The organism is Natronococcus occultus SP4 (assembly GCF_000328685.1).
Taxonomy (GTDB): domain Archaea; phylum Halobacteriota; class Halobacteria; order Halobacteriales; family Natrialbaceae; genus Natronococcus; species Natronococcus occultus.
On record NC_019974.1, the window covers coordinates 749,208 to 770,403 of the forward strand.

The following is a 21,196-nucleotide window of genomic DNA, read 5'->3' on the forward strand; positions in this document are numbered from 1 at the left end:
GGTCGGAGACGATACTGGTTTCAGGAGCCGCTGTGATTGTGTCGGTATGAGTACGCCACAGGACGAGGACGCCCACGAAAACGCACGGCAGGACGTGATCGCCGTCGACGAGGACGACACCGAACTCGAACTCGTCAACCGCCTCGAGGCCCACACCGGTGACGGGATCCGCCACCGGGCGTTTACCGCGCTCGTTTTCGACCGGGACGACAACATCCTACTGGCCCAGCGCGCGCCGGGCAAGCGCCTCTGGGGGACTCACTGGGACGGCACCGTCGCCTCCCACCCCGTGCAAGGACAGAGCCAGGAGGAGGCGACCCGCCAGCGCCTCGAGGAGGAACTGGGCGTTACACCCGACCAGTACGACGATCTGCGGATCACCGACCGCTTCGAGTACAAGCGCTACTTCGAGAACGCGGGCGTCGAACACGAGGTCTGTTCCGTCCTGAAGCTGACGCTGTCGGATCGCACGCTCGATCCCGACAGGGACGAGGTCGCCGGCCTGTTGTGGGTTCCCTACGAGCGACTCCACCAGAACCCCGAGTGGTACCGACAGCTCCGTCTCTGTCCGTGGTTCGAGATCGCGATGCGTCGGGACGTCCGTTCGGAGTAGTACCGAGGACGGTTTCGGATCTCGAAACTCGCCTTACGGTCGGCCGAACCGCGTTTGCCTGTCCGAACGCGGGTTAGCGGCGGCGTAGCAGTCGCCCGGTTCGTCGGGCCGTCCGGATGGGAACCGCTGTGAGCATCCGTGACGCTCCCGGGCCTCGAAAAACGAGTGGAGCTGTCGAGTGACGACGGCCCTCAGCGGCAGTTCGAGCCGAAGTTCTGGGTCACGTACAGCCGTCCGTCGTCGGCGACTGCGGCGCCGATCCCCTCGGCGGTCCAGGACGTCGAGAGAACGTTCCGGCGGTGGCCGTCGCTTCCCATCCACTGGTCGACGCTCCGTCGTGCGGCCGCCGTCGGTGACTCGTCGCTCGCGTAGTTGTACAGGACGTTCTCGGCCCGTCCCCAGCAGTCGACGTCGAACCGCTCGTACCGGTCGGTCATCGTCTCGCCCTCCGGCGAGGTGTGTGACAGGTAGCTGCGCTCGGCCATATCCTGGCTGTGGGAGGCCGCGGCCGCCGCGAGGTCCTCGCGGTAGGAGAGGGGGTCGAGCCCGTGCTCGGCGCGAACGGCGTTGACGCGGTCGTGGATCGCCGTCTCGACGGCGGCCTCGTACTCGCGGTCGCTCGCGGCGACCCCGCTCGCGCCGGCGGCACCGAGCGCGGCGCTTCCGGCAACGAGGGTAGCTGCGTTCCGTACGAACGATCGGCGTGTGTCGCGTACCATACTTACCCACCGATCGCTACTGGATATTTACTATATTCGAGCTAACATCAATGGGATAACCATAAGATTCGACGATAGTTGCAACTCGGAGAAAGTGGTGATGCGGCGGGACTGCGACGATCGATGGACCGGTGTCGCCGAGTTCTCAGGGCCGGGTCGTCGCCCAGACGGCCGTCACTGCAAGCAGGACTGCAGGGATCAGCGGCAGGACGATTAGCGCGAACAGGTAATCGGTCGCCGGGGGCCACAGCAGGATGATCCCGGGCGCGATGATGAACGCGAAAACGATGACGGCGACCAGCGTCCAGCCGCGCCAGTCGAACTCCCGGTCGGCCGTCTCGGGGTGGGCGGGCGTCTCGACCCAGTCGGCGTCGTCGCTGGTCTCCCCGTCGTCGTCGAACGTCGAGGGGTCGTGAACGTAGCCGCCGTCGTCGCTCGATGTCACGTCCGGAGCTTGCGAGCCGACCGCCAAAGCAGTCACGGTTCGTGGCCGTCGGCCGACTACAGCTCGCTGTCGGGGCGAACGGCGACCTTGCCAAAGCCCTCTCGGGACTCGATGATCTCGTGGGCGCGGGCGGTCTCGCTCATCGGGAGCACCTCGCGGATCGCGGGCTCGAAGGTGCCGTCCCAGACGAGTTCCATCACGTCATCGACCTGCCCCGGCGTGCCCATCGTCGAGCCGATGATCTGGAGCTGGTTCCAGAAGATCCGCGGGATGTCCGTCTCGGGGTTCCCGCCCGCGGTCCCCCCGCAGGTGACCAGCCGCCCGTTCTTCGCGAGGCTCTTGATCGAGTCCCGCCAGGTGCCCGCCCCGATGTAGTCGACGACGACGTCGACACCCCGGTTGCCCGTCTCGCTGCGGACCCACTCCGCGAAGTTCTGTTGCTCGTAGTTGACGACGTGGTCGGCGCCGAGGTCGCGGGCGTGCTGGAGCTTCGCCTCGGTGCTCCCGGTCGCGTACACCTCCGCGCCCGCGTAGTCGGCGATCTGGACCGCAGCGTGGCCGACGCCGCCGCTTGCCCCCAACACGAGGACCTTCTCGCCGGCCTCGATGTCGGCGCGGTCGATCAGCAGCCGCCAGGCGGTCTGGAAGACGAGCGACGTCGAGCCCGCGGTGACCCAGTCGACGTCCGCCGGGACCGGGATGAGGTTGTCCTCGGGGACCGCGGCGTACTCGGAGTGGACTCCGGGGACGTGCTCGCCGATCAGGTGGAAGTTGACACACAGGGTCGGATCCCCGCTCCGACAGAACTCACAGTCCCCGCAGTGAACCCCCGCGGTGACCGCGACGCGGTCGCCCGGCGCGAACCGGGTGACGTCCTCGCCGACGTCGTCGACGACGCCCGCGGCGTCGCTGCCGGGGACGTGGGGCATCTCGAGGTCCAGCGTCGGCAACCCACGGCGAACCCAGACGTCGAGGTGGTTCAACGCACCCGCCTTGACGTCGACCAGCACCTCGTCGCGGCCGACCTCGGGGTCGGGGTAGTCGCCGTACTCGATGACGTCGGTCCCGCCGTGCTCGGTTACTTTGACCGCTTGCATACACGCCATCCGACGGAAACGACCGGCATAACAGTTGGGCCGGCTTCGGTACGGTCCGCGATTCCTTTACCGCTTGCCCGCACAACTGCCGGTATGGAGATGACCGAGCCCGCCGACGAACTCCCCAGAATTGGCGTCGTCACGATCGCGACGGATCGATCGCTCAGTACCGACGCGGCCGGCGAGACGATCGAGGACGTCCTCGAGGAACGCGGCCACGAGGTACCGATGCGAGAACACGTTGGCTCGGACCACGACAAGGTCCAGTCGATCGTCTCGCGGATGATCGATCGCGACGACGTCGATCTGGTGGTCACGAGCGGGGCGACCAGCATCGAACCCGACGATATCACCCTCGAGGCGGTGCGACCGCTGCTCGACAAGGAGCTGTCGACGTTCGACGATCTGTTCGCGACGCTTTCCTACGAGGCCTTCGGCTCCCACGCCGTCGCGGCTCGAACGCTCGCGGGCGTTTCCGGTGGCGTTCCGGTGTTCTGTCTCCCCGGAAACCGCGACGCCGTCCGGCTCGGACTCGAGAAGCTCCTCCTGCCGGAGGCCGGGCATCTCGTCTCGCTGGCGCGGTCCGAGGCGACGGTCGCCGACCCCGGGATCGAAAAGGAGATCCAGGAGGAGTAGCATGGCCGAGGACAAACAGGCGATCCGCGAGCGGATCTGGGACGATCTCGAGGAGAGCGGCGTCGCCCGGTTCCCGTTCCCGCCCCACGGCCGGATCCCGAACTTCGCCGGCGCCGAGGAGGCCGCCGACAGGCTGGCCGACCAGCCCGAATGGGAGGCCGCAACGGCGATCAAGGCCAACCCCGACGCTCCCCAGCTCCCGGTTCGTCGCCGTGCGCTCCGGGCGGGCAAGACCGTCTACATGGCCGTCCCGCGCCTGCGCGACGAGCGGTGCTTCCTGAAGCTCGACCCCGACGTTCTCGAGGACTACGACGCGGCGACGACGGTCTCGGGCTCCTCCGAGCATGGCCAGCAGGTCGGCCCGGAAGCCGTCGAGGAGATCGATCTCGTCGTCTCCGGCAGCGTCGCCGTCACGTCCTCGGGCGATCGGATCGGCAAGGGTGAGGGGTACAGCGACCTCGAGTACGCCGTCCTCCGGGAGCTCGACCTCGTCGACGAGTCGACGACGGTCGCGACGACGATCCACGACCGCCAGCTGATCGCGGACGCGGTCGCGACCGGCGACCACGACGTCACGATGGATCTGCTGATCACACCCGAGACGGTCCGTCGACCGGAGCGTGGCTCACAGCCCGGCGGGATCGACTGGGAACTACTTTCGGACGAACGGCTCGAGGAGATTCCGGTGTTACAGCGGCTTCGGGACGGTCGACTCGAGGAGTAGGTCGCGAAGAGCCATACTGGGACACGATACGTGTCCCGACAGCAACGCAACGGTGACGCGGGCCGGTGCAGGGAACCCGCGTCACCCATCAAGCGGATAACGGTATGGCAATGTGGGGGAAGGGTGCTGTGGTGGGGTTGCTGGAAGTCACGGGTTGGCAGATCAGTGCCACTTGGTGGGGTCTGCCCGTCGACCTCCATCCGTCCATAGCGTCGGGAACCACTTGAACGGGGGAGTCGGTATAGCTGTCTTATATCGAATTCCCGCGGACTTAACTCGAGTTTATCCACACGAAACCGCGACGGAGACAGTTCACGGCAGCTGTACTGGTGGTAAGGTGTTGTTTCGACCCTGGTTGCCGTCGGTTCGATCCCCCGGAGACGGGTCAGCCGACCAGCTCCTCGGCGACCAGCGCCGCGTCCATCAGCTGCGGGTCGAGTGCCAGATCGAGCTGCCCGCGGACGAACTCCGGCACCGTCCGCTCGCCGTACGCGACCGTGCGAACGTCGTCGTTGAGGTCACAGACGATCGGAATCGTCGTCGCCTGATCGATATCGGTCAGCACGTACAGGTCCGCCTCGAGGACGCCCGCCTCCTCGAGGGTCGGTCGCGAGAGCACGCCGTTGACTCGAGCGACGTCGACGCCCTCGGCCTCGAGGGCGTCGCCGATCCCGTCCTCGTCGGGGCCGGCGACGATGGCCGTCGTGCTCATTCGTACTCGATGGTCGCGGGCGGTTTGTGGGTGACGTCGTAGACGACCCGCGCGACGTTCTCGTTCTCGCCGGTGATCCGGGACTGGATGCGCTGGAGGGTCTCCCAGTCGAGCTCCTGGGCGCGGGCGGTCATCCCGTCGCGGGATTCGACCGACCGAACCGAGACGACCCAGCCGTGGACTCGGTTGTCGCCTTTCACGCCCGTTGCCTTGCCGATCACCGCGGCCAGAGCCTGCCAGGGCTCGTACTCCTCGAGCTCCTCCTCGACGACATGGCAGGCGTGACGAGCGACCTCGAGTTTCTCCTCGGTGACCTCGCCGATCACGCGCACGGCGAGCCCGGGACCGGGGAACGGCATCCGCTCGGCGACGATCTCCTCGAGCCCGAGGTGACGTGCGACCTCACGGACCTCGTCTTTGTACAGATCGCGGACGGGTTCGACGATCCCCTCGAAGTCGACGACCTCCGGCAGACCGCCGACGTTGTGGTGGGACTTGATCCCGCCCTCGCTCTCGATTCGGTCGGGGTAGATCGTCCCCTGAACGAGGTAGTCCGCGTCCGCGTCTGTGGCCTCGCGCTCGAACTCCCGGATGAACTGTTCGCCGATCGCGGCGCGTTTCTCCTCGGGGTCGGTGACGCCCGCGAGCTTCTCGAGGAAGCGGTCTTTCGCGTCGATGACCCGCAGGGAATCCATGTAGTCGAACGTCTCGCGAATCCCATCGGTCTCGCCCTTTCGCATCAGCCCCGTGTCGACGTAGACGGGGGTGAGTTGGTCGCCGATGGCCTCGTAGGCCAGTGCGGCCGCGACGGAGGAGTCGACGCCGCCCGAGAGGGCGATGACCGCGTTCGCGTCGCCGACTTCGTTTTCGATCTCTTCGACTGCTTCCGGAACGAACGTATCTGTATCGACCATCAGTGGGTTGCCTCGGTTTCGGATTTGGTTCGATCGACCGCGGCCTCGAGCAGGCCCACGAATGGCGGGCTCGGCTGGCCGGGTCGAGACGTGTACTCGGGGTGGAACTGCGTCCCCAGGAAGTACGGATGGGTATCGAGCTCGAGGATCTCCATCCGGTTGCCCGCAGTCCCCGAGAACTGCAGGGGTTCGTCCTCGAACCGATCGAAGTACTCGGGGTTGACCTCGTAGCGGTGGCGGTGGCGTTCCTCACAGGACGTGTCGCCGTACAGCTCGTAAGCTAGCGTCTCGGGCTCGATCACCGTCGTGTGCTCTCCCAGCCGCATCGTCCCGCCCATATCCTCGACCTCGTACTGCTCGGGCAGGATGTCAATGACCGGGTGGGGCGTCTCCTCGTTCATCTCCGCGGAGTGGGCGTCCTCGAGCCCCAGCACGTTCCGGGCGTACTCGACGACCGCCATCTGGAAGCCGAGACAGAGCCCGAGGAACGGGACGTCGTTCTCGCGGGCGTACTGGACTGCCTCGATCTTCCCCTCGGAGCCGCGCATCCCGAATCCGCCGGGGACGATGATCCCGTCGACGTCGGCGAGCTGGCCGTCGTGACCGTCGGCGACGTCGCCGGCGGCCACCCAGCGGACGTCGACGTCGGCGCCCAGCTCGAAGCCGGCGTGTTTCAGCGACTCGTGGATCGACATGTATGCGTCCTCGAGATCGTACTTGCCGACCAGCGCGATGTCGACCGATTCGGACTTCTCGGTCGTGACGATCTCCCGCCACTCGTTTGCCCGCTGGCCCTCCGGCAAGGCCTCGCTCGCGAGTCCGAAGTGCTCGAGGACGTACTGGTCGAGCCCCTCCTCCTCGACCATCAGGGGCACCTGGTAGACGTCCTCGACGTCGGGGTTGGAAAACACCGCGTCGGTCGGAATGTCACAGAACAGCGCGATCTTTTCTTTCGTTTTGGGCTCGAGCCGGTTCTCGCAGCGCCCGACGATCACGTCGGGCTGGAGCCCGATCGAGCGGACCTCCTTGACCGAGTGCTGGGTCGGCTTCGTCTTCTGTTCGCCGTTTTTCGAGTACGGCACCAGCGTGACGTGGGTAAAGAGGATGTCGTCCTCGTCTTCCTCGTGAGCGAACTGGCGCAGCGCCTCGAGGTAGGGCATCCCCTCGATGTCGCCGACGGTGCCGCCGACCTCGACGATACAGACGTCGGTCCCTTCCGCCGCTTCACGAATGCGTCGCTTGATGTCGTCGGTGATGTGGGGAATGATCTGGACCGTCTTTCCCAGGTAGTCGCCGGCCCGTTCCTTCTCGATGACGTGCTGGTAGGTCTTCCCGGTGGTGATGTTGTGGTCGGAGGTCATATCGACGTCGAGGAACCGCTCGTAGTTCCCCAGGTCGAGGTCGACCTCCCCACCGTCTTCCAGAACGTACACCTCGCCGTGCTGGTAGGGGTTCATCGTCCCCGCGTCGACGTTCAGGTAGGGATCGACCTTGACCGCTGTCACGTCGAACCCGGCGTTTTTCAGGAGCCGGCCGGTGCTGGCGGCCGTGATCCCCTTCCCGAGCCCCGACATAACCCCGCCGGTGACGAAAATGAACTTGTTCCCCAGCGAGGGATCATAATGAGTGTCCGATTCCGTCGGCATACCGAGTGTCCGCGCGAACGGTTGAAAACGATTTCGGGAGCGGATCGTCCCCGACAGCCGCTGTCATTACCGCGCGTGACAGGTTCCGAGACTCCGAGCCGACGGTATGACTCGATACCCACGTGCGCGGCTACGGCTCCTCGTCCATCGTCGCCTTTCCCTGGGGATCGTCCTCCTTGGAGACCTTCCCCTCGGCTTCCTCCCCCGGATTCATGTCCTGGACCTCGACGATTTTGGCCTGGTCGACGTACTCGATCCCCCCGCCCATCCGAAGCTGGATCGTCCGCCCGGGGAGAGCCGGATCGTCCTCGTCGGTGGGTTCCTCGGGAACGGAGACGGCCGTCACCCCGTCGACCGAGACGTCCCGGCGCTGGATCGGATCGTCCTCGTACTCGATCGTCTCCCAGGTCTTGAGGTCGAAGTCGTCGATGTTCTCGCCGAAGTACTCCTCGGGCTCCTTGTCGACCGAGTCCTCGGTCTGGGACTCTCCGGTCGTCCGGTTGTCGTCGAACTGGACCTCCTCGTGTTTGTACTGCTGGAGATGAACAAGCACGTCAGAACCCACCACAAACACCCAGTTAATGATTGGAGTGGAAGGAGCAACCCCTTCATCAGTGTCGCCGGCCGCTCGACGATCTGTGGCGACCGATAGCTCGAAGGAACCCTCACCCGACTACTCCGGCATGGACTCCCGATCCGATCTCCGAGTCGTTGTCGGCGACCGCGAGCTGGTCGCGAGCTGGACGGACGGCGCGCCCAAGACCCGGGCTGCCCTCGAGGACGCCCTCCCCGTCTCGGGCGATGCAACCCGCTGGGGAGACGAACTGTATCTCTCTGCGTCGCTTGACGCTCCGCTCGAGGACGGCCGGGAAGTCGTCCCCGAGGGGGCGATCGCCTACTGGCCCGCGGGCGAGAAACTGTGTCTGTTCTGGGGGCCGACACCGGCGAGCGTCGACGACGAGCCCCGCGCTGCCGCAGCCGTCACCGTCGTCGCCCGCCTCGAGGAGACGGCACCGCTGGCGGATCTCGACGGCGGCGCCGAGTTGCACTTCGAGCGCACCGACGGCTTCTGACCGAACACGTCAGACACGTATCTTTTTGCTGGCACGCCACGTATCGGGAACCATGTCCCACGAACGCCGGCAGCCGGTCGCGAGCGCCGGACGGCCGGATCTCGGCTTCCAGGCCGCGTTCGGCTTCTACTTCGGGGTCGTCGCCGGCGGGCTCGTCGCCCTCGTCGGGCTGGCGGCCGACGTGACGACCGCGACGCTGCTCGGCACGATTCCGACCGTCGTCACCGCCGTCACGCTCGTCGGTCACGTCCTCGCGAAGCGGTCCTGCGGCCTTCCCGAGCGGATCGGCCGTCGCCGTCGTCTGCGACTGGCCTGCTATCTGCCGGCCGTGGCCTTCGCCGCGGCGGCTGCCGCGGCGAGCGTGACCCTGGTCGAGCCCACGTCCCGGTCCCTCGCGTTGCTGATCGGTTTTGCGCTCGTCCTCGGTGTCACCGCCTTCGGACTCGCGAGCCTGTGCCGAAACCGGTTCGTCCGGGCGGTTACTACTGACGAGCCGACGGCGACGTGGGCCTATCGACCAGCGGGGCTGCTCCACGCGGGAGGCGTGCTGGTCGCACTGTCGCTGGCGTTCGTCTTCGTGGCCGGTATCGTGAGTGTCGCTGCCGGAAGCGTGCGCGGGCTGTTCTGGATCGCGTTCGGCGCCGTCATGGTCATCTGGACGTGGGCTGTCGGCGAGGGTGACGACAGCGGCAAGAAGTACTACGGCAACCGATTCTCGCTTGACGTCGACCAACAAACCCAGCAGGGCACCCTCCGGGCGCACGAACGCGGCGTCCGTCACGACGTGGGCCGCTCGAAGAAGCTGATCCCCTGGGAGAAGATCGAGGACGTTCGACTCACCGAGGACGAACTCGTTCTCGAACGGCGCGTTCGAAACCTGCGCTGTGACCGGGAAGCGATCGACGACCCCGAGTCGGTGTACGAGACCCTCGAGGAGCTGCACTCGCGCGCCGAAAACCGAGGTCGAACCGCGGACCGACGGTAGCTACTTGCCCCAGAACGGGTCCCGGCTGCGCTGCTTGTCTAAGTACATGTTCAGTGCCTCGAGCTCATCGGCCGGAATCTCGTTCGAGAGCTCCTGTTCTAAGATCTTCGCGTGTTTCTCGGGCAGTTCGGTCCAGAGCTCGTCGTCCTCCTCGATCTGGCGGCCGACGGTGGGACCGTCGATGGCGACCGAGACGCGGTTGCCCGCGCGGGCCTCGTCGACGTCCTCACCCTGTTCCTGGATCCCCTTGATCTGGCCGACTCGTTCGGGCTCGTTCCCCTCGAACTTGACGACGTTCGTGTTGTTCTGGACCGTCCCGGAGTTTACCTCGACGCCGACGACCGCGGGATCGTTCTGCCGGAAGGTGTGATCGGGCAGGATCCGGAACCGTGCGGGGCGGACGATGTTCTCGAGGATCGTGTCCTGCTGGGCCCGCTCGAGCTCGTCGACGAACTCCTCGTACTCCTCGATCAGCTGGTAGATGACCTCGTCGGTAAAGACTCGGACGTCCTCGATCTCGGCTCGCTGCTCGGCGTCGCCCAGCACGTCGACGTTGAAGCCGAGGATCACCTGCTCTTTCTGTTCCTCGGCCGTCGAGGCGACCGAGACGTCACGCGGCGCGACGTCGCCGACCTCCGCGCGGACGATCGGGACCTCGGCTTCCTCCAGGGCGTCCGCCATCGCCTCCAGACTGCCGAGCGTGTCTGCCTTGACGACGACGCCGGTCTCCTCGGTGTCGACGGCGATGCTCGCGAGTTCGTCCTCGACCTCCGCGATGACGTCGGCGCGCTCGCGGTCGCGGACGACCCGGACCGGGGCGCCAGCGATCGCGTCGCCTAGATCGGGCGCGGCGACCTTGATCCCGGTCGCAGCCGACACCTCGTCGACCTTCTCGAACCGACTCTCGGTGCGGATCTCCTCGAGCGGACGGGGCTGGAGGAGCGCGCGTACGTCGGTGACGATCGGCTCGTTCGTGCCGCCGACAACGATCGTGTCGTCGGCCCGCAGCGTCCCGTCGTAGAGGACGAGGTCGACGGTCTTCCCGAACCCCTTCTCCTCTTTGACCTCGAGGACGGTCCCGACGCCGGGCCCCTCTACGTCGATCTCCATCTCCTCTTTCATGTAGCGCTGGGAGAGCCCCATCATCACGGCAAGCAGGTCCGGCACGCCCTCGCCGGTCATCGCCGAGACGGGGACGACGCCGACGTTGCGCTGGAAGTTCTGGACCCGCCAGTATAGATCCGCCGAGAACCCCTCGTCCGAGAGGTTCCCGATGATCTCGTAGAGGCTCTCGTCGAGCCGCGAGCGCACGCGGTCCGACTGGGCCTCGTAGGTCGCGTTGATCGGCGAGTCCTCGTTTGCGTTCCAGCCCGGAACGGTGTCGATCTTGTTCGCGGCGACGATAAACGGCGTCTGGGAGCGCTGGAGGATGTCCAGTGCCTCCAGGGTCTGGGGCTGGAAGCCGTCGTTGACGTCGACGACGAGGATCGCGATGTCGGCCAGCGCGCCACCCCGCGAGCGCAGCGTCGTAAAGGAGTGGTGGCCCGGCGTGTCGATGAACAACAGCCCGGGCAGGTCGAAGTCCTCGGGATCGACGAGCTCGCCGGCGATCGAGGAGATGACGTCCAGCGGCACCGCGGTGGCGCCGATGTGCTGGGTAATCGCGCCCGCCTCGCCCTCGATGACCGCGGAGCCGCGGATCTTATCGAGGAGGCTGGTCTTTCCGTGATCGACGTGTCCGAGGACGGCGACGATCGGCGTTCGCAGAGATGTGGGGTCGTGTGTATCCGAATCAGACATGGTGACCACCCGAGAAGGTCTTGGGTAAACCGTCCGTAGGACGGTAGTTAAACCCATCGTCACGGCGCTCGCCGCGGGGGTGAGACGACATGGAGCGATCGGCGCGGGCACGGCGCACGAAGACGCTCGGCCGATCCGCCCGTGGAGTTTAATAGCAACTAGTAAGTACGGGGTAGCATGAGCGAAGTGCTCGCCGAGAACCTCTCGGGGAAGTCCGTCATGGGTTCTGACGGGACTGAACTGGGAATGCTCTACAACATCACGACCGAGATCAAGTCGGGAACGCTCCACGACCTCGTCATCGAGCCGAACGAGGAGCTACCGAACCAGACCGTCGACTTCGACACCGACGACGACGGCCGGTTTCGCGTCCCCATCAACCGGGTTCGCGCCGTGAAAGACTACATCGTCGTTCAGCGCTAACGGTATGCACGTTCTCGACTCCTCGGCTTTTATCCACGACTATCACACGACCGAACAGATCGCGACGATTCCGCTCGTCCGCGAAGAACTCGAAGACGAGAGCGCCTATCGCTACGACGCGATGGAGGGCTCGGGGATGCACATCCACATCCCCAACGAGGACACGACCGAGAAGGTTCGTCGCGCGGCGAGCGAATCGGGCGATCTCGACGTCCTCTCCGAGACCGACGTTCGGCTGGTCGCCGCCAGCTTCGAGCTCGATGCCGTGCTTGTCACCGACGACTACGCGATGCAAAACGTCGCCGAGAAGCTAAACGTCGACGTCGAGGTGATCGCCCGGGAGGGGATCGAAGAGCAGCGCAGCTGGCGGTTCCAGTGTCAGGGCTGTGGCCGCGAGTTCGACGAGGAGAAAGAGCGGTGTCCGATCTGTGGCACGGAGCTGGCGCGCAAAAACCCGACCTAAACGACCAGGAGAAGCATCTGAATCGCGTTGTACGCGCCGTGGACAAGCGCCGGGACCACCAGGTTCTCGGTCCGTTCGTAGATGAATCCCAGCACCAGCGAGAGGCCGAACAACACGGCCAGGCTCGCGAGGATCTGTCCGGGACCCGCGGTCGCGTACGCGGAGACGTGGACGCCGGCGAAGATCACGCTCGTGACGACGACGGCGCCGTACCGCGAGAACGTCTCGTACAGCGACTTCTGGATGACGTTTCGGTAGAGCAGCTCCTCGAAGGGACCGACCACCAGCAGCATGCCGGGAACGATCACGACGAGCAGCTCGGGGTTCTGTTCGACCTGCTGGGTCGTCCCGTGGTCGGCGGTATCGACGCCGACGGCGGTCATCGCGATCGAGATCACGATCAGCGCACCGAACAGCAGGACCAGCCCGCCGACCGTCCAGCCCACCGTCCGCAGGCTCGGAACCTCGAGATCGAGAAACGACAGGTCGTACCCGCGAAACGCCATCGTAATCGCGGCGACGGCACCGAGTCCGAGCGCCGTCGAGAGATACTGCAGGAGCTGCCCCTGGACGCCGTCGAACCCGAGCAACGGGGCGAGGACGATACTGACGATCGCCATCGCAATCAGTCCGGCGAAACCGACCCCGGCCATCGTCGAGAACCGAAGCGTCCGTTCGATCAGGCCACGGGCCGATACTCCGCCGTAGTCGGCGGCGGCGACGCCGATCGAGCCGCCAGCCGCAGCGAACGCCAGAAAGAGTAGTGACACCGTTCCGTCGAGTCCCGGAACGGCAGTCGAGCCGGTGATCCCCTGGTTGAGCGCGTACCCGGTCAACAATACGACGCCCAGACTGGAGCCTGCGGCCAGGACGGCGCCCGACGCTGGAGCGAGCACGCCGTGACGACGGGTGAGGAAGGCGACGACGGAGACGACTGCGAGCGCCCCAGCCAGCTGGACAAACGGGTCCTCGACCCCGCCACGGACGGGAACGAGAACGGCGGCCATGGCGACGACTGCGGGAACGACGCCGAGCGACGGGACGAACGACTCGCCGGTCGCGTCCTCGTCACCGGCGCGTGCTGTCTCGGTCATACGCGTGTATTCGATCGGGCACTCATAGGGCCTCCGCAATTGATTACCGGCGTACCAACGTCGCCGCGCGACCACGTCGGTGAACGAAGAGGTGAACTACCCCACCCTACTGACTCGCGGTTATCGCCGCTCGTTTCTTGAGGGTGGGGCTTCCTGTGTCAACGACGGCACTTGCAGGAACCACGTCTCTAGACGAGCTAGAGCGTGACCCCGCAGCGTCCACGAGAACTCCGTTCTCGTGTGCCCCATCAGAACCGTCGGTTCTGAGGACGGTGCCAGTCTCAGCAGATCGTTCGAAAGGCGCTTTGCGCCTTTCGTGATCACGAGAGAGCGGAGCTCTCTCGAACGACGTTGATTCGGCCAGTTCCTGACCTACTCCAGAAGAGTCCTCAACCACTCCCAGTTCGACCAACCCAAGACGCTGCACTTCCAATACAGCGTTCTGGTCACGGTCTGTCTCGAACCCGCACGACGGACACGAATGCTCGCGCACCCACAACGGCTTCTCCGACTCGACACCACACTGGACGCACCGCTTCGTCGTTCCCTCTGGTGGCACACGGATAACGTGACAGCCGTTTTTCTCGCCGAAGCGTTGGAACGTTTGCAGTGTTTCGTACCATGACATCGACGCGATGTTCCGACTATTACCGTTCTGTTGCATCATGCTGCCGACGTTCAGGTCTTCGAGGAACACGGCGTCGTATCGTTGCGTGTATGCGTTGGCGAGAGCTTCTCGATACGCCTGACGCTTATTCGACAACCGCTCGTATGCCCGCGTTAAGCGGTGGCGTGCCTTGTTCCAGTTGTTCGACCCATGTTCCTTGCGAGAAACAGCTTGCTGCCGTTGCTCCTTGAGGACGGAGACTAACCCTGCAAAAGTTAACTGCCGGGATATGGAACCCACGCCCATGGATCGTGAGAGCGCACGACGACTCGAGCGCCGCGTCGGTCGGCGATCGGTAGCGAGCACTCGCCGAGCCGCGTCCGTCGGGAGCGCTCGCGAGTCTCGAGGCGGGACCGAACGCGGGGGGTGAGCGCGATGAGTTTCATCGCCGAGTACTCGCTGTCGAACCAGCCGATCATGCAAACCGTATGCCGGCAAGTACCCGAGGTGACGGTCGAGGTCGAGGACGAACAGCCGGACCGCCACGACGGCTCCCACCTGACCTTTCGGGCGATCGGCGAGGAGCCGGAGCTCGAGCGATTCTTCGAGAGACTGGCGGACGATCCGTCGGTCGAGGCGTTCGAACGGCTCTCGACGCTCTCGGAGCGGTGTCTGTTTCGCGTTCGGCTCACCTCCGAAGGGGAGCGGGGGATGACCTACGTCGACGCCGTCGAGTTCGGCGTCACGCTTCTGGACATCGAACTGCGAGCGGAACAGGCCCGCTACCGGGCGCACTTTCCGAGCCGGGAGGCGCTGTCGGCCTACCGGGAGTGTTGTGAGGAGCGGGATCTGGCGTTTTCGCTCCGTCGGCTCTACCGGAGCGAGGACGACGAGACCGCAAAGTACGATCTCACGCCTCGCCAGGCCGCAGTCCTGCGTCGCGCGCTGGAACGGGGCTACTTCGACGTCCCCCGGAACGTCTCCACGGAGGAGCTGGCCGAGGAATTCGAGGTCTCAAGCCAGGCGCTCTCGGCGCTGCTCCGGCGCGGCCAGCGGACGATTCTGCGGGATACGTTCGGTAACGAGGAGTAGGTTCGACCGTCTTGTGAATTGTTATCGTTCAACTCGAAGTTCGGTCTTCTCCGCGACGGCGTCGGCCTCCTCGAACTCGCCCCCGCCGAGCAGACCGCGAGTCGCCTTCTTGGCCCACTCCACGGCGGGCTGTTCGAACGTGTTGACGCCGTACAGCTCGCCGGCGAGGACGCAGGCCGCCTCCATCCCGTACAGCAGGCCCCCGAGCTCGTACTCGTCGACCCGCTCGAGTTCGATCCGGACGTTCGGTCGCCCCGCCGCGGCGAGACTGGCCTCCGTCGCCTCGAACTCCGCGTCGAGTAACTCGCCCAGCGTCGCGTCGCCGAGGTAGGCGAGGTCGTCGACCTCGGTGTCGGGGATCGCCCGGTCGTCGGTCTCGCGCGGGGTAACGAACGTGACGACCTTGTCCCGCGGCCCGGCGCGGTAGAGCTGGAGCTGGGAGTGTTGGTCGGTGACACCTAGGGCACGAAGCGGGGTCTGCCCGAGGTCGTCTTTCCCGAGACTCTCGGCCCACAGCTGGGCGAACCACTCCGAGTAGGTCTCGAGGGACTCGGCGTAGGGGACCATCGCGTTCATCCCCGCGCCCCGGGCGTCCAGCGCGTAGCTGGTCGCGCCGTAGGCGTAGGCCGGACAGTCGAACAGCGAGCCCGACAGGGTCTCGGCCTCGGCTGCAGCGCCCTCGAGCAGGGCCTCGAGGTCGTGGCCACAGACCGCGGCGGCGACCATCCCCACCGCGGAGAGCGCCGAGAAGCGACCCGGGACGCCGTTGGGCACCTTCAGCGACGGCAGGTCGTGGCGATCCGACAGATCGCGGAGGGGGCCGGACTCGCCCGTCGTCACGATCGTCCGCTCGGTCCAGTCGACGCCCGCGTCCTCGAAGGCCTCCCGGACCGTAAGGAAGTTCGCCAGCGTCTCCGCGGTCGTCCCCGACCGGGAGACGACGTTGATAGCGGTGTCCTCGAGGGGGAGCCGATCGAGGTGGTTCGAGACCCATTCGGGGTCGATGTTGTCGAGGGAGACGGCCTCGGTCTCGCTGTCGTCAGCGAGCGCGTTCGTGATCGTCGCCGCGCCCAGCGCGCTGCCGCCGATGCCGACAGTGAGCAGCGCCTCGGCGTCGGCGACGGGTTCGACGGTTCGGCGGATCTCGTCGGGGTCGGTTCGCCGCGGAAGGTTCAGCGCCTCGTAGCCGTGCTCTCCGTCGGCCATCCCGTCTTCGATGCGTTCGTGCGCGTCGGCGACCTGCTCGTCCAGGCGCTCCAGCGACTCGCGGGAGACGCCCGGCGAGGCGACCGACGCGAGCGCGTTACCGATGTCGACGTCCATGCTCGTGAGGGCACCCGCCTGCGGTAAAGGCGTTCCGTCACGCAGCGAAGCGGGTTAGGCCGCGAGCTCGCGCAACCGTCGCTCCAGCACCCGCTCGAGCACCGGCGTCGCGGTCAACAGCCCGTCCCTGATCGCACGGAGGAAGCGCGACTCGGCGAGGACGAATCGCTCCATCAGCGCGGCGTCGCGCTGGACGGCCCGAACCGGCTCGCGCCGCGTCAGGTAGTACTGATCGACCGCCGCGGGAACCGTTGCCAGACTCGCCAGCCAGCGCGAGAGCGCCCGCGCGTCCTCGAGGGCAAGCGCGGCACCCATCCCGGCGATCGGGTGGACGGCGTGGGCCGCGTCGCCGACGAGCGCGATGCGATCGCTCACCCACCGGTCCATCGAGACCTCCCGAACCGTGTCGGCGAACAGCTCGCCGCGTCGCCGCTCGAGGGTCTCCGGGAGGATCCATCCCAGATCGGAGAGGGCGCGCCGGAGCTCGGTCGTCGTCGGCTTCTCGTCGGCCTCGACGCCGCGTTTCGTCCCGACGTTGACGAGTCCGCGGTCGCCGATCGCGACGAGAAACGCCTCCGTCGACGGTCCCGAGACGCTCGTCATGACCTCGGGGAACGATCCGTCCGCGTCGGTCCAGAACGACCAGACCGCCGTCTCGCTGTGTCGGAGCTGCTCGCCCTCGAAGCAGTGCTCGCGCACCGCCGATCGAATCCCGTCGGCGCCGACGACGAGGTCGTACGTCCGGCGTTCGCCGGTCGTCAGCTCGACGGTCACCGCGTCCGGCTCCTCCCGGACGGCCGTCACCGTCGTTCCGAACTCGATTCGCTCGCGGGGGATCCCCACCAGCAACGCGTCGTGCAAGTCCGCTCGGTGGACCGCGACCAGCTGCGGGCCGGCTCCGATCGCCGGGAGCTCGAGCGTCGAATCAGCGCGGCCCGACGCGGTCCGGAGCCGGATCTTCTCGGGGGTGGTTCCGCGCTCGGTGACGTCCTCGAGGACGTCGAGGTCGTCGAGGACCGACACGCCGTTCGCCCAGAGCGAAACGCCGTAACCGATTCGTTCGAAGGCGTCGGCTACCTCGACGACGTCGTACTCGATCCCAGCCCGTTCTTCCAGGAACGCCGCGAGCGCTCCGCCGGCGATTCCGCACCCAACGACGAGGACGCGGGTCCGCTCCTCGCTCCCCGTGTCGTGTCGTGCCATGGCGTTCATCGATCGTACGACGAACCGCGTCCTGTGTCTTGGGGGTCCGGTACGCGGCGCTCCTCCAGATCGCCGTCTCCGCGACCGGTCGCGGCCGGGACGTCGCGAGTCACTCAGCGTCTGGATCCGAAACCCCGAAACCCGACAGGGCCCTACGAGCGGCCATGACCGAACGAACCGGAACCTTCGTCGTCACCCACGCCGAGGACGAGTCGGCCGTCGTCCGCGACGTCGAGACCGCACAGGTACACACCCTCTCCTCGAACCCCGGGCTCGAGGTTCACGACGTCCTCGAGGGGACCGTCGCCCCCGAGCCACCCCTGGAGGTCGCCTGGGAGGTCGTCGACGTCGCCGAGCGGCGGACGATCGAACTCGTCGACAGCGATCTGGAGCCGACCACCCACGAAAAGGAGCTCGCCGCTGGCGCCGAGGTCGGCGAACTGATCCAGGAGGAACGGGCTGGAACCGGCGAGATCCACGTTTTCAACCTCGAGTCCGATATCGAAGACGCCGCACAGGACGTCCTCGAGGACGAGGAGACGGTCGCGCGAGCCGCGCGGCTCGAGGCGGTCCGCGTCGAAGTGCGTCGCTCGGCCGACGACGGCGTGTTGAGCGTTCGGTACCTTCCGGACTAGCTGCTCGGTCCGCCCTTGCTCTGGACGCGCCAGCTGCCCTGGATGCCACAGGCCTCGCGGACCTCGTACTCGATCTCGGTGTCGTCGACGATCCGCGAACCGCCCGCGACGTCCTCGACCCGCAGCGGGACGTCGAGGGTGTTGCCACAGCAGCCGACGCCGACGAACTCCTCCCAGACGTCACCTTTTGTGGCGGTATCGCGCGTTTTCCGGAGGAATGCTCGGAACGAGGGTTTCTCGACCTGGAACCGACCCCACTCCGAGAGGTCTTCGGGATAGGAGACGACGATCCGCTGGGCAAAGGCGTCCCGTGCGGCGTCGGCCGGCTCCTCGACCATCGTGGACGATCGGGGTGTTTCGGCGGTCATACTCCGGCGTACGTGATCGAGGGATTTCAGACCGTCGTCGATCCCGCATTATTCTCACTATCGCACGGCGCAGAAATTAGGAAGGCTTACACGCCCCGACGGCCAGATGGGTGGTATATGGGGTATTTCGACGTACCGGAGATCGATTACACCCGGTACAGCAACCGCCAGCTGGCGGCGGTGCCGCTTGCGGTTCTCGGGGTCGCACTGCTCGTTCTCACCGGGTCGTTTCTGCTGTTCGGAACGCCGGTTCAGCTCGGAATGGACTTCGCCGGCGGGACGGAGTTGACGGTTCAGACGACCGCAACGGAAGGAGAGATTCCGGAGGCGTTCGAGGAGGAACCCGAGTCGGTCCAGTCCGTCGCCTCGGAGGAGAACCAGTACATCGTCCAGTTCACCTCGACCGATCAGGAGGCGTTGAGCGAGCAGGCCGAGGCGAACTTACAACAGGACGGGGACGCTGAAATCATCCAACAGGTGTCCTCGACGTCGGCGAGCTTCGGCGAGCAGACCCAACAGACCGCGCTGCTCGGGATCGCCGTCGCCTTCCTCGGGATGAGCGTCCTCGCGTTCGTGCTGTTTCGGACGTTCGTCCCCTCGATCGCGATCGTCGCGTCGGCGTTTTCCGACATCGTGATTCCGCTCGCATTCATGTCGATCGTCGGAATCCCGCTCTCGCTGGGGACCGTGGCCGCACTGCTGATGTTGATCGGGTACTCGGTCGACTCGGATATCCTGTTGAACAACCACGTCCTCCGTCGCAGCGGTGACTTCTACGAGAGCACTCACCGCGCGATGCGGACCGGCGTCACGATGACCGTCACGTCGATGATGGCGATGCTCGTGATGGGGGTCGCCGCGTGGCTGTTCGGCGTCGAGTTGCTGTCCTCGATCGGTATCATCCTCTTTGTCGGCCTCGCCGCGGACCTGATGAACACGTACATGCTGAACCTGAGCCTGCTTCGGTGGTACAAGTTCCACGGGGTGGCACGATGAACCCGATCGCGTTCGTCAAGGAGTACTGGCGGATCCTCCTGCTGGTGCTTTTCGTCAGCGTCGCGCTCGTCGCGCTGTTCGTTCCCGGCGGCGTCATGGACGACGACACGCTCGTCGAGGAGGAAAACGAGACCGTCAACGAGGGCCCGACGAACCTCGAGTACGGCCTCGGACTGGACGGCGGGACACGGATTAGCGCCCCACCCGTCGGAATGAGCGCCGACATCGATATCGAACCCGAACAGGAACGCGAGGTCGAGTCGACGCTCCAGGACGAGCTCGAGATCGACGCCGCCGACGCGATCGTCCGGTTCCACGAGGACGACAACCGCTTCACCGCCGAGGTGTTCGCCGAGGACGTGACCGCCGCGGAGTTCGCCGCGGCCCTCCAGGAGGCCGGCGTCGACGTCGACGAGGACGATATCAACGGCGAGGTCACCCAACAGACCCGCGACGAGATCATCCAGACGATCGAGCTGCGGATCAACGAGGCGGGGCTCTCGGGGGGGACCGCCTACCAGGAGGCGACCGTCGGCGACGGCTACTTTATCGTCACCGAGGTCCCCGGCATGAGTCCCGCGGAACTGCGCGAGATGCTCACCGAACGCGGTGACGTCCAGATCGTCGCCTACTACCCCGACGAGAACGGCACCCAGGCCAACGAGACGGTCCTCCAGGGTGAGGAGTTCGCCAACGTCGGTTCGGCCTCCTACGACGAGCAGCGCGACCAGAACTACGTTCCCGTCACCGTCGACGACAGCGAGGATGCGGACGGGTCCAGTCCCGCCGCCGACTACCAGGAGGCGATGAACGAGTACGGCTTTACCGGCGAAGGGGTCGGACAGTGTACGGTCCACGACCGCGAGGCCGGCGAGTTCGACTTCGACCCCGAGAACCCGCAGTGGTGTCTGCTCACCGTGGTCGACGACGAGGTCGTCGACGCCCACAGCATGAGCCCCGACCTCGGCGAGAGCATGGCCTCCGGGAACTGGGTGAACGATCCCGTCTTCCAGATGATCGTCCCGACCCAGCAGGACGCCCAGAACCTCGCGGTCAACCTCCAGTCGGGCGCTCTGACCGCGCCGCTCGACTTCGAGCAGGAACAGACGTTCTCGCTCGAGCCCGCGCTCGCGGATCAGTTCAAGACCTACTCGCTGCTGATCGGCGTCCTCTCCGTGCTGACCGTCAGCGGGATGGTCTACCTGCGATACAGCGATCGTCGCGTCGCCGCGCCGATGATACTCACGGCGCTGGCGGAGGTGGTCATCCTGCTTGGCTTCGCCGCGGCGATCCGCATGCCGCTGGACCTCTCCCACGTCGCCGGCTTTATCGCCGTCGTCGGGACGGGAGTGGACGACCTCATCATCATCGCCGACGAGGTGATGGACGAGGGCGACGTCAGCTCACAACGGGTCTTCGAGTCGCGGTTCCGCAAGGCGTTCTGGATCATCGGCGCCGCCGCCGCGACGACCATCATCGCGCTGTCGCCGCTTGCCGTGTTGAGCCTCGGCGACCTCCGTGGCTTTGCGATCATCACGATCCTCGGCGTGCTGATCGGCGTCCTCATCACCCGTCCTGCCTACGGAGACATCCTCCAGCGCCTGCTGACCGACAAGTAGGGTCCGTCG

General features: G+C 66.0%; 24 protein-coding genes. 11 read left to right on the forward strand and 13 right to left on the reverse strand.

What is annotated here, in order from left to right; genetic code table 11:
• Window positions 1–46: 46 nt before the first annotated feature.
• Window positions 47–613, forward strand: coding sequence for an NUDIX hydrolase (locus tag NATOC_RS03745; protein ID WP_015320089.1), 567 nt, complete (start codon window positions 47–49; stop codon window positions 611–613).
• A 191-nt stretch (window positions 614–804) separates the two neighbouring features.
• On the opposite strand, the gene NATOC_RS03750 is transcribed toward NATOC_RS03745, so the two are convergent.
• The 3 genes from NATOC_RS03750 to NATOC_RS03760 all read right to left on the reverse strand — a co-directional run bounded on the left by NATOC_RS03750 (window position 805) and on the right by NATOC_RS03760 (window position 2,874).
• Complete coding sequence (locus tag NATOC_RS03750; protein ID WP_015320090.1) at window positions 805–1,332, reverse strand: CAP domain-containing protein; 528 nt, start codon at window positions 1,330–1,332, stop codon at window positions 805–807.
• Between the two features lie 145 nt (window positions 1,333–1,477).
• On the reverse strand, window positions 1,478–1,777 hold the full coding sequence (locus NATOC_RS03755; RefSeq protein WP_015320091.1) for a hypothetical protein: 300 nt from the start codon (window positions 1,775–1,777) through the stop codon (window positions 1,478–1,480).
• 56 nt (window positions 1,778–1,833) lie between these two features.
• Entirely contained in the window at window positions 1,834–2,874 is a 1,041-nt protein-coding gene (locus NATOC_RS03760) for a zinc-binding dehydrogenase (RefSeq protein WP_015320092.1), read from the reverse strand.
• Between the two features lie 93 nt (window positions 2,875–2,967).
• On the opposite strand from NATOC_RS03760, the gene NATOC_RS03765 reads away from it, so the two are divergent.
• On the forward strand, window positions 2,968–3,510 hold the full coding sequence (locus tag NATOC_RS03765) for a MogA/MoaB family molybdenum cofactor biosynthesis protein (RefSeq protein ID WP_015320093.1): 543 nt from the start codon (window positions 2,968–2,970) through the stop codon (window positions 3,508–3,510).
• Between the two features lies 1 nt (window position 3,511).
• Entirely contained in the window at window positions 3,512–4,234 is a 723-nt protein-coding gene (locus NATOC_RS03770) for a 5-formyltetrahydrofolate cyclo-ligase (RefSeq protein WP_015320094.1), read from the forward strand.
• 385 nt (window positions 4,235–4,619) lie between these two features.
• Here NATOC_RS03770 and NATOC_RS03775 read toward each other — a convergent pair whose 3' ends face one another.
• The 4 genes from NATOC_RS03775 to NATOC_RS03790 form a co-directional block, all read right to left on the reverse strand.
• Entirely contained in the window at window positions 4,620–4,946 is a 327-nt protein-coding gene (locus NATOC_RS03775) for a DUF7126 family protein (protein WP_015320095.1), read from the reverse strand.
• The gene (gene guaA / locus NATOC_RS03780) at window positions 4,943–5,860 is read right to left on the reverse strand and encodes a glutamine-hydrolyzing GMP synthase (protein WP_015320096.1); all 918 of its coding nucleotides are present in this window, start codon (window positions 5,858–5,860) and stop codon (window positions 4,943–4,945) included. Before guaA ends, NATOC_RS03775 begins: the two co-directional genes overlap by 4 nt.
• Window positions 5,860–7,506 (reverse strand): CTP synthase, encoded by a 1,647-nt coding sequence (locus tag NATOC_RS03785; RefSeq protein ID WP_015320097.1) that lies wholly within the window; start codon window positions 7,504–7,506, stop codon window positions 5,860–5,862. Before NATOC_RS03785 ends, guaA begins: the two co-directional genes overlap by 1 nt.
• A 130-nt stretch (window positions 7,507–7,636) precedes the next feature.
• On the reverse strand, window positions 7,637–8,059 hold the full coding sequence (locus NATOC_RS03790; protein ID WP_049888640.1) for a hypothetical protein: 423 nt from the start codon (window positions 8,057–8,059) through the stop codon (window positions 7,637–7,639).
• Window positions 8,060–8,189: 130 nt separating this feature from the next.
• Here NATOC_RS03790 and NATOC_RS03795 point away from each other — a divergent pair, with 130 nt between their 5' ends.
• Both NATOC_RS03795 and NATOC_RS03800 read left to right on the forward strand, forming a co-directional pair.
• Entirely contained in the window at window positions 8,190–8,579 is a 390-nt protein-coding gene (locus tag NATOC_RS03795; protein WP_015320099.1) for a cyclophilin-like family protein, read from the forward strand.
• 52 nt (window positions 8,580–8,631) lie between these two features.
• Window positions 8,632–9,564, forward strand: coding sequence for a hypothetical protein (locus tag NATOC_RS03800; RefSeq protein ID WP_015320100.1), 933 nt, complete (start codon window positions 8,632–8,634; stop codon window positions 9,562–9,564).
• Here the strand turns inward: NATOC_RS03800 and infB are convergent, their stop codons facing one another.
• Window positions 9,565–11,364 (reverse strand): translation initiation factor IF-2, encoded by a 1,800-nt coding sequence (gene infB / locus NATOC_RS03805; RefSeq protein WP_015320101.1) that lies wholly within the window; start codon window positions 11,362–11,364, stop codon window positions 9,565–9,567.
• 177 nt (window positions 11,365–11,541) lie between these two features.
• Here infB and NATOC_RS03810 point away from each other — a divergent pair, with 177 nt between their 5' ends.
• Window positions 11,542–11,787 (forward strand): PRC-barrel domain-containing protein, encoded by a 246-nt coding sequence (locus tag NATOC_RS03810; protein WP_015320102.1) that lies wholly within the window; start codon window positions 11,542–11,544, stop codon window positions 11,785–11,787.
• Between the two features lie 4 nt (window positions 11,788–11,791).
• Window positions 11,792–12,250, forward strand: coding sequence for an NOB1 family endonuclease (locus tag NATOC_RS03815; RefSeq protein ID WP_015320103.1), 459 nt, complete (start codon window positions 11,792–11,794; stop codon window positions 12,248–12,250).
• Here the strand turns inward: NATOC_RS03815 and NATOC_RS03820 are convergent.
• Together NATOC_RS03820 and NATOC_RS22745 are read right to left on the reverse strand one after the other, a co-directional pair.
• On the reverse strand, window positions 12,247–13,344 hold the full coding sequence (locus NATOC_RS03820) for a CPBP family intramembrane glutamic endopeptidase (protein WP_015320104.1): 1,098 nt from the start codon (window positions 13,342–13,344) through the stop codon (window positions 12,247–12,249). The genes NATOC_RS03815 and NATOC_RS03820 overlap by 4 nt on opposite strands.
• A 106-nt stretch (window positions 13,345–13,450) precedes the next feature.
• Window positions 13,451–14,257, reverse strand: coding sequence for an RNA-guided endonuclease InsQ/TnpB family protein (locus NATOC_RS22745; protein WP_245549679.1), 807 nt, complete (start codon window positions 14,255–14,257; stop codon window positions 13,451–13,453).
• A 129-nt stretch (window positions 14,258–14,386) separates the two neighbouring features.
• Here NATOC_RS22745 and NATOC_RS03825 point away from each other — a divergent pair, with 129 nt between their 5' ends.
• Window positions 14,387–15,043: a helix-turn-helix domain-containing protein gene (locus NATOC_RS03825; RefSeq protein ID WP_015320105.1), complete on the forward strand. Its 657-nt coding sequence runs from the start codon at window positions 14,387–14,389 to the stop codon at window positions 15,041–15,043.
• A gap of 21 nt (window positions 15,044–15,064) precedes the next feature.
• Here the strand turns inward: NATOC_RS03825 and NATOC_RS03830 are convergent, their stop codons facing one another.
• Complete coding sequence (locus tag NATOC_RS03830; RefSeq protein WP_015320106.1) at window positions 15,065–16,366, reverse strand: hypothetical protein; 1,302 nt, start codon at window positions 16,364–16,366, stop codon at window positions 15,065–15,067.
• Window positions 16,367–16,420: 54 nt separating this feature from the next.
• On the reverse strand, window positions 16,421–17,569 hold the full coding sequence (locus NATOC_RS03835) for an FAD-dependent oxidoreductase (protein WP_049888641.1): 1,149 nt from the start codon (window positions 17,567–17,569) through the stop codon (window positions 16,421–16,423).
• A gap of 164 nt (window positions 17,570–17,733) precedes the next feature.
• On the opposite strand from NATOC_RS03835, the gene NATOC_RS03840 reads away from it, so the two are divergent.
• Window positions 17,734–18,204 (forward strand): DUF5812 family protein, encoded by a 471-nt coding sequence (locus tag NATOC_RS03840; protein WP_015320108.1) that lies wholly within the window; start codon window positions 17,734–17,736, stop codon window positions 18,202–18,204.
• Here the strand turns inward: NATOC_RS03840 and NATOC_RS03845 are convergent.
• The gene (locus tag NATOC_RS03845; RefSeq protein WP_049888879.1) at window positions 18,201–18,542 is read right to left on the reverse strand and encodes a hypothetical protein; all 342 of its coding nucleotides are present in this window, start codon (window positions 18,540–18,542) and stop codon (window positions 18,201–18,203) included. The two genes, NATOC_RS03840 and NATOC_RS03845, sit on opposite strands and share 4 nt — an antisense overlap.
• 147 nt (window positions 18,543–18,689) lie before the next feature.
• On the opposite strand from NATOC_RS03845, the gene secF reads away from it, so the two are divergent.
• Together secF and NATOC_RS03855 are read left to right on the forward strand one after the other, a co-directional pair.
• The gene (gene secF / locus NATOC_RS03850) at window positions 18,690–19,568 is read left to right on the forward strand and encodes a protein translocase subunit SecF (RefSeq protein ID WP_015320110.1); all 879 of its coding nucleotides are present in this window, start codon (window positions 18,690–18,692) and stop codon (window positions 19,566–19,568) included.
• Window positions 19,565–21,187, forward strand: a complete 1,623-nt coding sequence (locus tag NATOC_RS03855) for a preprotein translocase subunit SecD (protein WP_015320111.1) — start codon at window positions 19,565–19,567, stop codon at window positions 21,185–21,187. The genes secF and NATOC_RS03855 overlap by 4 nt, the downstream gene beginning before the upstream one ends.
• Window positions 21,188–21,196: the final 9 nt, after the last annotated feature.